Annotated in this window: 12 protein-coding genes; 7 read left to right on the forward strand and 5 right to left on the reverse strand. The window is 60.8% G+C overall.

Annotated features, from left to right (window positions below; genetic code table 11):
* Positions 1 to 196: 196 nt before the first annotated feature.
* Together thrB and ABQ278_RS16420 are read left to right on the forward strand one after the other, a co-directional pair.
* Entirely contained in the window at positions 197 to 1162 is a 966-nt protein-coding gene (gene thrB, locus ABQ278_RS16415) for a homoserine kinase (protein WP_349320548.1), read from the forward strand.
* A gap of 364 nt (positions 1163 to 1526) precedes the next feature.
* Positions 1527 to 2753, forward strand: a complete 1227-nt coding sequence (locus tag ABQ278_RS16420; protein ID WP_349320549.1) for an RtcB family protein — start codon at positions 1527 to 1529, stop codon at positions 2751 to 2753.
* Between the two features lie 99 nt (positions 2754 to 2852).
* On the opposite strand, the gene ABQ278_RS16425 is transcribed toward ABQ278_RS16420, so the two are convergent.
* The gene (locus tag ABQ278_RS16425; protein WP_349320550.1) at positions 2853 to 3269 is read right to left on the reverse strand and encodes a group III truncated hemoglobin; all 417 of its coding nucleotides are present in this window, start codon (positions 3267 to 3269) and stop codon (positions 2853 to 2855) included.
* Between the two features lie 204 nt (positions 3270 to 3473).
* Between ABQ278_RS16425 and cysG the strand changes: the two genes are divergently transcribed.
* Genes cysG through ABQ278_RS16450 form a run of 5 tightly spaced genes read left to right on the forward strand, consistent with a single transcriptional unit; the run spans position 3474 to position 8088 of the window.
* Entirely contained in the window at positions 3474 to 4859 is a 1386-nt protein-coding gene (cysG, locus tag ABQ278_RS16430) for a siroheme synthase CysG (RefSeq protein WP_349320551.1), read from the forward strand.
* Positions 4856 to 5164, forward strand: coding sequence for a DUF2849 domain-containing protein (locus ABQ278_RS16435; RefSeq protein ID WP_349320552.1), 309 nt, complete (start codon positions 4856 to 4858; stop codon positions 5162 to 5164). Before cysG ends, ABQ278_RS16435 begins: the two co-directional genes overlap by 4 nt.
* A 3-nt stretch (positions 5165 to 5167) precedes the next feature.
* On the forward strand, positions 5168 to 6811 hold the full coding sequence (locus ABQ278_RS16440; protein WP_349320553.1) for a nitrite/sulfite reductase: 1644 nt from the start codon (positions 5168 to 5170) through the stop codon (positions 6809 to 6811).
* Positions 6798 to 7328, forward strand: coding sequence for a DUF934 domain-containing protein (locus ABQ278_RS16445; RefSeq protein ID WP_349320554.1), 531 nt, complete (start codon positions 6798 to 6800; stop codon positions 7326 to 7328). Before ABQ278_RS16440 ends, ABQ278_RS16445 begins: the two co-directional genes overlap by 14 nt.
* Positions 7329 to 7341: 13 nt before the next feature.
* Positions 7342 to 8088, forward strand: a complete 747-nt coding sequence (locus ABQ278_RS16450; RefSeq protein WP_349320555.1) for a phosphoadenylyl-sulfate reductase — start codon at positions 7342 to 7344, stop codon at positions 8086 to 8088.
* Positions 8089 to 8170: 82 nt separating this feature from the next.
* Here the strand turns inward: ABQ278_RS16450 and ABQ278_RS16455 are convergent, their stop codons facing one another.
* From ABQ278_RS16455 to gltB, 4 genes are all read right to left on the reverse strand, one after another.
* On the reverse strand, positions 8171 to 8725 hold the full coding sequence (locus ABQ278_RS16455; protein WP_349320556.1) for a lipocalin family protein: 555 nt from the start codon (positions 8723 to 8725) through the stop codon (positions 8171 to 8173).
* A gap of 89 nt (positions 8726 to 8814) precedes the next feature.
* A complete protein-coding gene (locus ABQ278_RS16460; RefSeq protein WP_349320557.1) occupies positions 8815 to 9231 on the reverse strand; it encodes a response regulator in 417 nt (138 codons plus the stop codon).
* A gap of 14 nt (positions 9232 to 9245) precedes the next feature.
* A complete protein-coding gene (locus ABQ278_RS16465; protein WP_349320558.1) occupies positions 9246 to 10400 on the reverse strand; it encodes an ATP-binding protein in 1155 nt (384 codons plus the stop codon).
* Between the two features lie 133 nt (positions 10401 to 10533).
* A complete protein-coding gene (gene gltB, locus ABQ278_RS16470) occupies positions 10534 to 15045 on the reverse strand; it encodes a glutamate synthase large subunit (RefSeq protein WP_349320559.1) in 4512 nt (1503 codons plus the stop codon).

The following is a 15045-nucleotide window of genomic DNA, read 5'->3' on the forward strand; positions in this document are numbered from 1 at the left end:
TCAGCCCCGCTAACCCAAGCGATGGATTCTAAGCCAGCGATTTAGTCATTCTGTGTCAGGGGAGCAAGTAAATTTGCGATCAATTCGCAAATTGCCGCTTGCAGATGGTCTTGCAACCATTTGGACTTGCCAAATGATGACGAATGGGGTTCATCGGCCTTCGCACCGTTGAGGCATAACAGAGGTTACGAGGTTTATGGCTGTCTTTACGCAGGTTTCGCTGGAGGACGCCCGTGCCTATCTCGCTGATTATGATATCGGCGAGGTGCTGCACCTCGAAGGTATCGAAGAAGGTGTCTCCAACACCAATTTCAAGGTCGAAACCACGTCCGGTCTTTATGCGCTGACACTTTTCGAGGCCGCGACGCCGGAAGACGGCCTGCCGTGGTTCATGGACTACACCCTCTATCTCGACCGCAAGGGCTATCCGGCGCCGGGTCCGGCGCTCAAGCGCGATGGTCAAAGCCTTGGCCGGATCAATGGCAAGCCCTGCGCCCTCATCAAATGGCTGCCCGGCCGCTGGCCGCGCAATCCCGATACGCGCCACGCCACATCCGCCGGCGAATATCTGGCGAAACTGCATCTGATCGGCGGCGACTTCCCCCAGATACGCCAAAATTCGATGGGTCTGGCGGCGTGGCCGGGTCTGATCGCGCGTTGCGAACCGAGGGCGGCGGACTCACTGCGCGCCCAGGATATCCTTGCCGATTTCCGCGAAGAACTGGGGTTTCTGCAAACCCACTGGCCATCGGGCTTACCTGTGGGCGCCATCCATGCTGATTATTTCACCGACAATGTGCTGATGAGCGATGACGGCAAGGTCACCGGCGTGATCGACTATTATTACGCCTGCACCGACGCCTACGCCTATGATCTGGCGGTCTCGCTCAATGCCTGGGGCTTTACGCCGGGTGGCCGGCCCATGCCGCAGATGATCTCAGCCTTTATCAAGGCCTATCACGCCACGCGACCGCTGTCCGAAGCCGAAATCAACGCCCTGCCGCTATTCGCGCGTGGCTCGGCGGTGCGCTTTACCCTGACGCGGCTCTATGACCTGCTCAACCACGATCCGTCATGGGTGGTGAAGCCGAAAGACCCGGAAGCCTTTTACCGCCGGCTCGATTATCACCGCGGCATCAAGACAGGCCACACCTATTTTTAGATGCTTTATGCACCTGATACCGCAAAGCCACACTCGTAACATTTGAAACCTTCACCGCTTGACCTGTGTATAAAACAGGCAGATGAAGCCCGGATGACCCAAGCGTATAGCCACATTCAGCCGAACCAGATGCCATCCTCGAAAGAGGTCGGCACCTTTGCGGCTGCGCTACGCCCACAAGCGCTCCGCAATTGGAGCGACCGGGGACAGGGCTGCAGGATGAGAGACTAGGATCACCCGATCTTTAGCTTTTGTGCAGCCCTTTTGACCCGGTCAAAAGGGCTTTTCTCATGCTTCGTTGCCCTACCGCATCGCGGCTTGGGCGCGTTAAATCCGGGATAATCAACTAAGAAAGGAGAAAGACATGCAAGTCTTTCAAGGGGCCAGAGGTGGCCTGATTAAGGCGTGGATTGACGGTGTGGCGGTTGAGGATCAGGCGCGCAAGCAGCTCGACAATATCGCCGCCATGCCGTTTATCCATAAGCACCTCGCCATCATGCCGGATGTTCACTGGGGCATGGGTGCCACTATCGGTTCGGTCATCCCAACCAAGGGCGCGATCATTCCGGCAGCGGTCGGGGTCGATCTCGGCTGCGGCATGATGGCCATCCGTACCACGCTTAAGGCTGCCGATCTGCCCGATAATCTGTCGGGCCTGCGGACAGCAATCGAGCAGCGGATTCCGCACGGCCGGACGGACAATGGCGGGCGCAACGACCGGGGCGCCTGGGGTGAAGTGCCGGAAGCGCAAACCGAGGTTTTCAAGGGCTTGAGTGGCGAACTGCAAAATATCGTCGACAAGCATCCGAAGATTTCGCAATCGGCATCACGGGCGCACAACCATCTGGGTACGCTCGGTACCGGCAACCACTTCGTCGAGGTTTGCCTCGACGAAAACGACGCCGTCTGGATCATGCTGCACTCCGGTTCGAGGGGGATCGGCAACCGGATCGGTTCGTACTTCATCGAACGCGCCAAGCACGAGATGAAGTGTTGGTATATCAGCCTGCCCGACGAAGACCTCGCCTATTTGCCGGAGGGTTCCGACCTGTTCGGCGACTACATGGGTGCGGTGTCGTGGGCGCAGAGGTTTGCCCGGGCCAACCGGGAACTGATGATGACAGCGGCCCTTGAGGCTTTGTCCGTATCGGTACCGAAGCGCTTTACCTGCGACTGCGAAGCCGTCAATTGTCACCATAATTACGTGGCGCATGAGCGGCATTTCGGTTCGGACGTGCTGGTAACCCGGAAGGGTGCCGTGCGGATCACGCCGGAAACGCTGGGCATCATTCCGGGCTCGATGGGCGCCAAGTCGTTCATCGTGCGAGGAATCGATGGCCAGCCGGCAGCCGAGGCCCTGTGTTCGTGTTCACACGGCGCAGGCCGGGCGATGTCAAGGTCGGAAGCCAAGCGGAGATTCACTCTGGAAGACCACGCCCTGGCCACGGCCGGCGTGGAGTGCCGGAAGGATTCCGAGGTGATCGATGAGACGCCGGCGGCCTACAAGGATATCGACGCGGTAATGAAGGCTCAGGCCGATCACGTCGAGATCGTGCATACTCTTAAGCAGGTTGTTTGCGTGAAGGGTTAGAAGAAGCGTCTGTGGCTCCGGTCACGGGCGCTTTTTCTTTGCTCAGCCGCTAGGCACCATTTGGCCACTCCCGGTAAAGTCATGGTGTGACCATAAATCTTACGGTCTGAAGAACAGACCGAGCCTCAGGCTCTCGCCGATCCGGCTGGCGCGGATCATGAAATATTCCACCGCCGCCTCGGAAGGCGCGATATCGCGCAGGGTCTGCTCAAACAGATACAGCCATTCGCCGAAATGCGCCGGCTCGATGGTCGAAACCTTCATATGCGCCTGCATCGGCCGACCGGAATATACACCGGCGTTCAGCGCCACGGATTCCCAGAATGACTTGAGTTTGGCCAGGTGATCGGGCCAGTCATCGACCGCGCCGTTAAACACCGGCCCTAGTTGCGGATGTACGCGCACGCGCGCATAAAATTCATCGACCAGCTTTGAAATAAAGGCTTCATCCACACCCATGGCGGCGGCGTCTTGGCGGATTTTCTGGCGGGCGGCGATAGCGTGTTCTGAACTCATGCCGGCACTCTATCATGCTGACAGGCTTTGGCCTATGCGACGGGTTGTCTTCCTTGTTAAGGTCGTTCTCACTGAATAGCGAGCCTTTAGCCGCCCTAAACCCTCAGGCGACAAACCATCGCTTTAATTTGGCGCCACAAAACCTTACATAGAACCCTGTTAAAGGGGATCATGTTGTATGCTCCCTCTTTTGGTGTTGTCGCGATGCTCGCTTTGCCCCTGTCATGGCCACTGGAACACCGTCAGGTCGTCCTGATCGGCGCCGGCGCGTGGGCGATCCGCAAGCTCACCCTGCTGAACCGCACACCCGCTAAAATAACCGTCTTCGCGCCGCTGGCCGATCTGGCTGACGCGCATGCGCGCTGGCCCGAAACCTCGGAGCTGACTGAGGCGGCCCTGATCATCGTCGCCTTCGAGGATCGGGCTATGGCGGAAAAGGGCGCCGCCCTGGCCCGCACCTCGCGGGCACCGCTCAATGTGGTCGATTTCCCTGATCTGTCTGATTTCCATGTGCCCGCCATCATCGACCGCGGATCTTTGAGCATCGGCGTCGCCACCGGCGGCACAGCGCCTGTGTTGGCGCGCGAGACCCGCCGCAAGATCGAGGCCGCCGTACCGCCATCGGAAACCGAGATCGCCGCCTTCGCCACCGCCCTGTCGCCGCGCCTGCGCGAACTTCTTCCGAACACGGATGATCGTCGTCGCGTTTGGGAAAATGTGCTGCAATCGCCCGCTGCCGAACTGGCGCGCGCCGGCAAGATCGATGAAGCCGTTGAACTGGCCCTCACGCTTGTCAATGCCCCGCGCACCGGCGTGGTGCATCTGGTCGGCGCCGGCCCCGGCGATCCCGAACTCCTGACCCTGAAAGCCCTGCGCCTGCTCTCCGAGGCCGATGTCATCGTTTATGATCGTCTGGTCGGCGACGGCATCATGGATCTGGCACGCCGCGACGCCGATCGTTTTTATGTCGGCAAGGCGCGCTCCAATCACAGCGTGCTGCAGGAACAGATTCACGAACTGCTGGTCGAGCAAGCGCGCCTTGGCAAGCGCGTTGTGCGCCTCAAGGGCGGCGATCCGTTCGTGTTCGGCCGTGGCGGCGAAGAAGTCGAGGCCCTGCGCGCCGCCGGCATCGAGGTCCATATCACGCCGGGCGTCACGGCGGCGCTGGGCTGCGCGGCCTCGGCGTCCGTGCCCCTGACGCACCGTGACCACGCCCAGAGCGTCACCTTCATTACCGGCCACGCGAAAGACGGCGATCCAGACAACAACCCGCTGCTGCTCGACTGGTCGGCGCTTTCCGCCCCGCATCATACGCTGGTCGTCTATATGGGCGTCGCCACATCGAAGATCCTTTCTGAGAAACTCATGGCGCATGGCCGGATGCCCGATACGCCGGCTCTGATCATCGAGAATGGCACCCGTCCCAATGAACGCTGCACGCTCGTGTCCTTAAGCACACTGGCGGATACCGTCGCCGCCACCCCGCCCAAAGGCCCGACCCTCGTCATCATCGGCGAGGTAGCAGGCCTTTACCAGGATCAAAACGCCATAGTCGGCGTCGTTGAAGAAGCCGTGAGACTGAACGCATGAAATTACTAACCGCCAATCGCCTGACCGATGGCCTGACCCTGTGGTTTTCCGCCGAAGGCTGGAGCGAGGACGCCGCCCAGGCCGCGCGTCTCGATGATGACGCCGCCGAAGCGCTGCTGACCGAATGGAAGGCGCGCGAAACCGAGGTGGTCGGTGCCTATCTTATTCCGCTCAGCGCCGCCGATGCACCGGTGCAGCGCGAACATGTGCGCGAATTTGTTCGCGCCAACGGCCCGACCATCGGCCAGACCGCCGACGAAATCGCCCGTCTGCACGGCCGCGCCGATATCTTCCAGGAGTACTAGGTCATGTACGTTTACGATTCCTTCGACCACGCCTTCGTCCGTGACCGGAACGCTGAATTCGCCGATCAGGTGGCGCGCCGCCTCTCTGGCGAACTGAGCGAAGACCAGTTCAAGCCGCTGCGCCTGATGAATGGCCTTTATCTGCAACTGCACGCGTACATGCTGCGTATCGCCGTGCCCTATGGCGTGCTGTCGTCGAAGCAGGTGCGCAAGCTGGCGCACATCGCCCGCACCTATGACCGCGATTTCGGCCACTTCACCACGCGCCAGAATTTGCAGTTCAACTGGATCAAGCTGGCCGATACGCCGAAGATCCTCGAAGAACTGGCCGAGGTCGAGATGCACGCCCTGCAAACCTCGGGCAACTGCATCCGCAACACCACGACCGACCAGTTCGCCGGCGCCGCCAGGGATGAGCACGAAGACCCGCGTCCGTGGGCCGAACTGATCCGCCAGTGGTCATCGAACCACCCGGAATTCACCTTCCTGCCGCGCAAGTTCAAGATCGCCATCACCGGCGCCGACCGCGACCGCGCCGCCGTGCGCGTCCACGATATCGGCCTGCACGCCAAGCCGGAAGGTTTCGATCTTTATGTCGGCGGGGGCCTTGGCCGCACGCCTTCGCTGGGCCATCGCATCAAGACGGGCCTCAAAGGCGAGCAACTGCTGAGCTATCTCGAAGCCTGCCTTCGCGTCTATAACCGCTATGGCCGTCGCGACAACAGCTATAAGGCGCGAATCAAGATTCTGGTCGCTGCCCTTGGCCCCGATGAATACGCCCGTCAGGTAGAGGAAGAGTGGGAGTTGCTCGACAAGGCCGCTATCGACGCACCCGCCGCCGAGATCGTCCGTATCCGGAGCTTCTTCCCCGATCCTGACTTCAAAGACGCGAAATTTGATCGCGTAGCCTATGAACGCGCCCAGACCGCCGATAAGGCCTTCGCCCGCTGGGTCAAGAACAACACGCTCGCGCACAAGCGCGACGACCATGTGTCAGTGACCATTTCGCTCAAGCCGGTCGGCCTGCCGCCGGGCGACGCTTCCTCAGCGCAGATGGACGTGATGGCCGATGTGGCCGAACAATATGCCTATAGCGAACTGCGCGTCAGCCACGAGCAGAACGTCATCCTGCCGCATGTGCCCAAGGCCGATCTTTACGCGCTCTATACCCGCCTCGACGCGGCCAATCTGAGCACGGCCAACGGCGGCAAGATCACCGACATGATCGCCTGCCCGGGTCTCGACTATTGCTCACTGGCCAATGCCCGCTCCATTCCGCTGGCTCAGGACATTTCGCAACGCTTCGCCGATGCCGACCTGACGGATAAGATCGGCGATCTGCAGATCAAGATTTCCGGCTGCATCAATGCCTGCGGTCACCACCATGTCGGCCATATCGGCATTCTGGGCGTCGACAAGCAGGGGATCGAGTTCTACCAGATCCTGCTCGGTGGCCGCGCTGATGAAAACGCCGCGCTCGGCGTTATCACCGGCAAGGGCTTGCCGGCCGAAGCCGTGCCCGCCGCCATTGAGCGGGTGGTTCAGCTCTACCTTCAACTGCGCACGAGTGATTCTGAGCGCTTTATCGACGCCGTGGAACGCCTCGGCCGTAACACATTCGCGGAGGCGCTCCATGAGCCTGCTTAACTCATCGCATACCCCGCAACTGGTCACCACGGACGGCGAGATCATTCCTGATGGCTGGACCCTGCTGGCCGACGAGGACGAATCCGGTTTGGGAATGGGAGGCGTCGACGGTCCCTATGTGCTCGGTTTCGACCGCGCGCTCAAGGCGCTTGATGGCCTCAATGGTCATTACGGCGTCCGCGTCAACCCGGGCGACGATGTGCGGCTTCTGCTGCCCTTTATCGAGAAGATCACGCTGATCGAGGTGAACTTCCCCGGCTATCGTGATGGCCGCGGCTACTCGACCGCCCGCATCCTGCGCGAAGAAGGCTATACGGGCACCATCCGTGCCGTCGGCGATGTGCTGCGCGACCAGCTTTTCCTGATGCTGCGCTGTGGTTTCAGCGAGTTTCTGGTCAAGGACAAAGACCCGGTGCAAGCCATTGCGGCCGCCAAATCACGCTTCAGCGTATTTTATCAAGGGGCGGCGGATACCAACCGTCCCGTATGGGCTCTACGGCACCCCGCCGAGGGCTAAGGAATTCAAAGTTATGACGATTTTGATCGACATACTGAAAGAACAAACGAGAACCGAAGGCGCCTTGCGCGCCGAGGCCCTGAGCGCTGCCTGGGAACACCTGACGGCGCAGGACATCCTGCGCAAGGCGATCACCGAGCAATTCATCGGCGATATCACCCTCTCGTCGTCGTTTGGCGCCGATTCCGCCGTGCTGCTGCACATGGTTTCGCAGATTGAGCCAAACCTCCCGGTCATCTTCCTCGATACCGACCGTCACTTCTTCCAGACGATCCAGTACCGTGATGAACTGGTGACGAAGCTCGGCCTGACCAACCTCGTCAACCTCAAGGCCGATCCGGCGGAAGCCGCCGTGGAGGATGACAAGAACACCCTATGGCGCACCCAGCCCAACCAGTGCTGTGATCTGCGTAAGGTCCGCCCACTTAATCGCTTCATGGAAGGCTTTGGCGCCTGGATTTCCGGCCGCAAACGCCACCAGAGCGCCACGCGCACCAGCCTGCCCATCGTCGAATTCGACGGCAAGCATTTCAAGGTCAATCCGCTGGCCACCTGGACCGCGGCCGATGTCGAGGCCTATTTCGTCAATCACGACCTGCCTGCGCATCCGCTGGTCGATCAGGGCTTCCCGTCGATCGGCTGCTTCACCTGCACCAAGCCGGTGGCCGCCGGCGAAGACGCACGCTCAGGCCGTTGGGCCGGCACCGAAAAGGTCGAATGCGGCATCCACAATCCGATCTATGGCGGCGACGGGATTTAAGACATCTCCAAAGCATTTATGCTTTGGCAAGGGCAACCCCGCCCGAGCTTATGCGAGGCGCCTCGCGGCGTTTGAGCGATAATTAGTGCTTCGTCATCCGCACACGGCCCCAGTCATAGCCCATCTGGCGGGTGCGCGCCTCGATCGAGTTGCGCACCATCTCGTGCGGCTGGGCGACACGGCTGAGCAGCCACAGGTATCGGCCTGACGGCTCTCCGACAATGGCCCAGCTATAGTCGTCGGCGCGGTCAAGCACCCAGTAATCGCCGTAAAACGGACCAAAGAACGATACCTTGAGCTTAGCGTTATCGCTGCCCGGCAAGACCTTGGCCTTACCTTCGGCCATCTTGACCGGTCCCGAAAGGCTGCCCTTGTGGCAGGAATTGATGACGTCGATCAGGCCGTCCGGACGGGCGCGATACTCGGCGGTGACGCCCTCGCAGTCCTTTTCAAAACGGTTCTCGTAACGCCCGATCTCATACCACAGGCCGCTATACTGCTCGATATCGACCGGCTTGGCGGGCTGTGGCACCGAGGCGTTGCCAACCGGCCCAGCGGTCAGACTGGCGCAGGCGGTGAGTGCCAGCACGGCGCCGGAAGCAAGAAGAAGCGGGAGGATCAGGCGGTTGGGTTTCATGACAAACTCCGGATATGCGCGTTTTTAAGACAGCATCGCGGCTTATGGATAAAGATTCAATGAGGCGACGCCGGATATAGCTTAAGGGCCTATTGGGGAAGCGTCGATAAACTGCCCCAAAAATCGATCACTCCGCGCACGGCTGCGGCATAGGCCTGACCATCGAACGGCTTCACCACATAGCCATTGGCGTGGCGCTCATAACAATCACGAACATCTCGGGCGGATTCCGAGCTGGTGAACATCACGACCGGAATAGCCTTGAAATCGTCAGAGACCTTGACATGATCGAGGAAGGCCTTGCCGTCCATCAACGGCATATTGATATCGAGCAGGATCAGTTGCGGCGTCACCGCGCCCTCGTAGCGGCCGGCCTTATGCAGACAATCGAGCGCCTGGCGTCCATTGCTGGCCACCTCAACCCGACAGGGCGTGCTGGCCGTCCGCAGGGCGCGTTTCGTCATTTCGACATCGCCCAGATTGTCTTCCACCAACAGAATTTCCAAGGCCTCTCCCATGCCTATGCCTTGTCCGGCAGCGTGAAGCTGAACACGCTGCCCACGCCCGGCGTTGAACGCACGGTGATATCCCCGCCACATAGCCGGACAAACTTGCGGCAGGTCGAAAGCCCGATCCCGGTGCCGGTATAGTCATCGAAACTGTGCAGGCGCTGGAAAATCTGGAAGATGCGCTCGTAAAACACCGGATTAATGCCGATACCATTATCGCTGACATCGAAGCGCCAGATGGCGTTGCGACCGCTGCCTTCACGGCTGGCCGAAATCGTGATCACCGGCGTGCGGCTGCCATCCTGGAATTTCAGCGCATTACCGATCAGGTTTTGCAGCAGCACGCGCAACAGGGTCGGGCTGGTGTTGACGACTGGCAGACCTTCGGCCGTCACCACGGCCTGCTTTTGCGCCACGATGTCCTCAAAGCCCTGTATCACCTCAGAAAAGACCTGCTGGCTGTCGATGGTTTCTAGCACAATGTCCTCACGGCCGATGCGCGAGAAGCTGAGGATATCGCGGATCATCTTCTGCATGCGCACGGCGTTTTCGCGAATATAACCAACGTGGCGCTGGCCATCCTCGTCAAGCTGAGCCATCGCATCCTCAGCCAGAAAACCGGCATAGATGTTCATCATCCGCACCGGTTCCTGCATATCGTGCGAGCAGACATAGGCGAAACGCTCAAGCTCCTCATTCGACTGACGCAGATGGGCATTGAGCTGCAGGATCTGCTCACGCTGCGTGTACAGGTCGAGGTAGACCTTCACCTTGCTCTTGAGGATATCGGAATTGATCGGTTTGAAGATATAATCGACCGCGCCGATCTCGGCCGCTTCGGTGGCGAAGTGATCTTCCTTGCTGATGGCGGTGATGAAGATGATCGGCACATTGCGCATACTGGGGCGCGTCTTCATCAGGCGGGCGGTTTCGAAACCGTCCATGATCGGCATCTGCACATCGAGGAGGACGATGGCGAAATCATTCTCCAGCACCAGATTGAGGGCTTTTTCACCGGAATCGGCGGTAATGATGGACGCACCAAGTGGCTTCAGCAGGGCTTCGGTGGCCAACAGGTTTTCCCAGCGATCATCGACCAGCAGGATTTTGGGCCGCGTACCGGAGCCTTGCGCATTATCGTTGCGAAGTGTGTTCATAGCGCTCATGCCATACCCCGATGCTCGTTCGCACCTTCTGCAAACTAGGCTGACGTAAACCGGTAAAGAAATCACATTCGGTTTATGCGGTATTTCAGGCACGGCCAACGAAAAAGGCGGCCCTTGCGGACCGCCTTTTCTTTTAAGCGCTCTTGGCTTGCAGCTTTTGCTGTATGGCCAAAATCTCATTCGGCATAACCTCAACGAAGGCCTTCAGGCTGTTATCCCAGTCATCGAGAATGGCCTGCGCGCGCGGCGAAAGCGTCTTCTCAAGGTGGGTGGTGATCAACGCCTTGAGGCGGGCCACGTTTTCATCCGGTACAGGACGCAAGGTGATGCCTTCGGGGTTGATGTAGCGGGCGAAGGTCTCGTCCGGATCATAGACATAGGCTACACCGCCTGTCATGCCCGCGCCGAAATTGGCGCCGGACTTACCGAGGATGACGACTTCGCCGCCGGTCATATATTCGCAGGCATGCGCGCCGACGCCTTCGACCACCGTGGTGGCGCCGGAGTTACGGACGGCGAAGCGTTCGCCCACCGAACCGGCGATATAGAGCTGACCGGAGGTCGCGCCGTAAAGCAGGGTGTTTCCGGCCAGCGCCTGGCCCTCCTGCCAGGCCTTTGGCCGGATGACGATGGTGGCGCCGGAAAGGCCCTTGCCGACATAGTCGTTGGCTTCACCGATCAGATTGATCGACAGACCCTTGACCGCGAAAGCGCCAAGCGACTGGCCAACTGACCCCATCAGGTCGAGCTTGAGGTGATCCTCATCGAGCGTCGAGCCATAGGCGCTGACGATGTGCGACGAGGTGCGGGTGCCGACGGCGCGCATCGTGTTGCGCACGTCGTAGGTCAACTGCATCTTTTCCTTGCGCTCCAGCATGTAGGCGGCGTCACGGACGATCTTGGCGTCGAGCGTATCGGCGACCTCGTTGATCTCGTCATAGCGCGTGATGGTGGCGCCGGGATCGAGATCGACACGGACCAGAAGCGGGTTGAGGTCGAGGTCATCGAGGTGCACACCGCCGCGCGAGACCTGCTGGAGCAGGTCGGTGCGGCCGGTGGCTTCGCCGAGCGAACGCAGGCCAAGCGAGGCCAGGATTTCGCGCACTTCGCGGGCGATGAAGGTGAACAGGTTGATCACCTTTTCCGGCGTGCCGGTGAACTTGGCACGCAGGCGCTCGTCCTGCACGCAGACACCGACCGGGCAGGTGTTCGACTGGCACTGACGCACCATCAGACAGCCCATGGCGACCAGCGAAGCCGTGCCGATACCGAATTCATCGGCGCCGAGCAGGGCGGCGATCACGATATCACGACCGGTGCGCATACCGCCATCGGCGCGCAGACGGATCTGGCCGCGCAGATTGTTGAGCGTCAGCACCTGATGCGCTTCCGACAGGCCGAGCTCAAACGGCAGGCCGGCGAACTTGACCGAGGTCAGGGGGGATGCGCCGGTGCCGCCGACATTGCCGGAGACAAGAATGGCGTCGGCCTTGGCCTTGGCAACGCCGGCCGCGACCGCGCCGATGCCCGATTGCGACACCAGCTTGACGGTGACGCGGGCGCGCGGATTGATCTGTTTCAGGTCATAGATGAGCTGGGCCAGGTCTTCAATCGAGTAGATGTCATGGTGCGGCGGCGGCGAAATCAGGCCAACACCCGGCGTCGAGTGACGCATGCGGGCGATGAACTCGGTGACCTTGAAGCCGGGCAGTTGCCCGCCTTCGCCGGGCTTCGCGCCCTGGGCCACCTTGATTTCGATTTCACGGCATTGGTTGAGGTATTCGGCGGTGACGCCGAAGCGACCGGATGCGATCTGCTTGATGGCCGAGTTCGGATTGTCACCGTTCGGACGGCGGTGATAACGCTCAGGGTCTTCCCCGCCCTCACCCGACACCGACCGCGCGCCGATGCGGTTCATGGCGATGTTCAGGGTTTCGTGGGCTTCGGGGCTGAGCGCGCCGAGCGACATGCCGGGCGTGACGAAACGCTTGCGGATTTCGTTGACGCTTTCGACCTCCTCGATGGCGAGCGGCGGCAGCTTGCCTTCCCAGGCGAGCAGGTCGCGCGGGCTGGTCGGGGCCGTCTTCGACATGCCGGCGATCAGCGAGGAATACTTCTTGAAGACCTCGTAATCATCGCGCGTCGTCGCGTCCTGCAGCAGGTGGATAAGCTTCGGCTGATAGTAGTGGGTCTCGCCGGCGGCGCGCATCTTGTAGAAGCCGCCGATCGGGGTTACTGGCTTCTTCGCCCACGCATTGAGATGCAGGGCGGTCAGCTTTTGCTCGATGCCCGAAAGCCCGATGCCAGAGATACGCGATGTCACGCCGGGAAAATATTCGGCCACCAGCGCACGCGACAGGCCAAGCGCCTCGAACTCATAACCACCGCGATAAGAGGAGATGATCGAAATGCCCTTCTTGGCCAGGATCTTCATCAGACCGGCTTCGATGGCCTTCTTGTAGTTGGTGAAGGCCTTGTGCTCGTTGAAGCCTTCGTAACGGCCTTGCGCCAGACGTTCCTGCAGGATTTCCAGCGACAGATAGGGGTTGATCGCCGTGGCACCGACGCCGACCAGTACCGCGAAGGTGTGCGCATCCATGGCTTCGGAGGTGCGGACGATGATCGAGACGAACGAACGCAGCCCCTGTTGCACGAGGCGCGAGTGGACAGCGGCGGCGGCCAGGATCATCGGCACGCCCATCAGATCGGCTGACAGGGCTTCATCGCTCAGCACGATCATGCTGGCCTTGTCGTTGCTCACGGCCTTGACGGCTTCGTCACGCAGGCGTTCGAGCGCGGCGCTCAGGCCGGCACCCGGCAAGGCACCTTCGCCCGGCACGGGGAAGGTACAGTCGAGCTTGGCGACATGGCCGACATTATCAAACGTAATCATGCGCTGATACATCAGCGTGCTGAGGAACGGGCTTTCCAGCACGAAGACGTCGGTCTGGGCCTCGTCCTCGGCCAGGATGTTGCCAAGGTTCTTGAAGCGCGTCTTGAGCGACATGCCTTGCGCTTCACGCAACGGATCGATCGGCGGATTGGTGACCTGCGCGAAGTTCTGGCGGAAATAGTGCGCGATCGGGCGCCACTGCTCGGAGAGCACGGCAAGCGGCGTATCGTCGCCCATCGAGCCGATGGCTTCCTTGCCGTCCTTCACCATGGCGTCGAGGACCGTATCGAGGTCTTCGAGCGTGAAGCCGGCGGCGATCTGGCGACGATGCAGTTCTTCACCGAAATAGACACGCGGCTCCGGCCCCGGCATGATGAGGGGTTCCAGATCGACCATGTTTTCCAGCCAGCCCGAATAATCGTGCTTGGCCGCCAGTGCGTCGATGATTTCATCCTCGCCGTAGAGCTTGCCGCCTTCGAGATCGACCGCGATCATACGGCCGGGGGCGATGTGGATGCGGCGCGAAATGCGCTCTTCGGCTACGCCGGTCATGCCGGCTTCGGAACCGACGATCAGCAGGCCGTCCTTGGTTTCGGTCACGCGCAGAGGGCGCAGGCCGTTGCGATCCTTGCCGGCGATGACCCAGCGGCCGTCAGTGGCGCAGATGGCGGCGGGGCCGTCCCACGGCTCCATCACGGCGTTGCAATAGGCGTAGAGCGCCTTGTTGGCGTCGGAAGCCGTCTCGTCATTGGCGGTGGCTTCGGGGATCAGCAGGGCCTTAGCCATCGGCGCCGAGCGGCCGGCGCGGACCAGCAGTTCGAACACGTTGTCGAGCGCGGCGGAATCGGAGCCACGCGGCTGGATGACCGGCTTCACGTCCGAGGCCTGATCGCCAAAGGTGGTGGCGGCCATACGGATCTCGTGCGACTTCATCCAGTTGATGTTGCCGCGCAGGGTGTTGATTTCACCGTTGTGCGCCAGCATACGGAAGGGCTGGGCCAGACGCCATTCGGGGAAGGTGTTGGTCGAGAAACGCTGGTGGAAGATGGCGACCGACGAGGTGAAGTCGGGGTCCTTCAGGTCGAGATAGAAGTCATCGACCAACTCGGCGCGGAACATGCCCTTATAGATCAGGGTCTTGGCCGAGAACGAGCAGAGATAGAAATCGCCGAGGTGGGCGTCATCGACACGCTTCTCGATGCGGCGGCGGCAAAGGAACATGGCGCGTTCCAGCGCTTCGCCTTCCAGACCTTCCGGCGCCGCCATCATGATCTGTTCGATTTCCGGACGCGTCGCCATGGCGCGCTCACCGAGCTGCGTCACGTCGACCGGCGCCTGACGCCAGCCATAGAGGAAGAAACCCGAACGCAGGATTTCCAATTCCACGATGGTGCGGGCGGTTTCCTGGGCACCGAGATCGGTGCGCGGCAGGAAGACCTGCCCGACGAGGATAGGGCCGGAGCGCGGCTTGTGGCCGATGTTCTCAATCTGCTTACGGAAGAAGGCCTGTGGCACATTGATCATGATGCCGGCGCCATCGCCTGACTTGCCGTCGGCATCGACGGCGCCGCGGTGGAACAGGGCTTTCAGCGCCTTGACGGCCAGTTCGACGACCTCACGCTTTTGCGAGCCATCGATGGAACAGACGACACCGACGCCGCAGGCCGAGATTTCGGATTCGGGATCGTAGGCGTGGCCGTCGATCAGGCGCTGACGTTGGTCTTGGTAGTGCTTGTAAGAGTCGAAGGTCAT

This window comes from Asticcacaulis sp. MM231 (genome assembly GCF_964186625.1).
GTDB lineage: Bacteria > Pseudomonadota > Alphaproteobacteria > Caulobacterales > Caulobacteraceae > Asticcacaulis.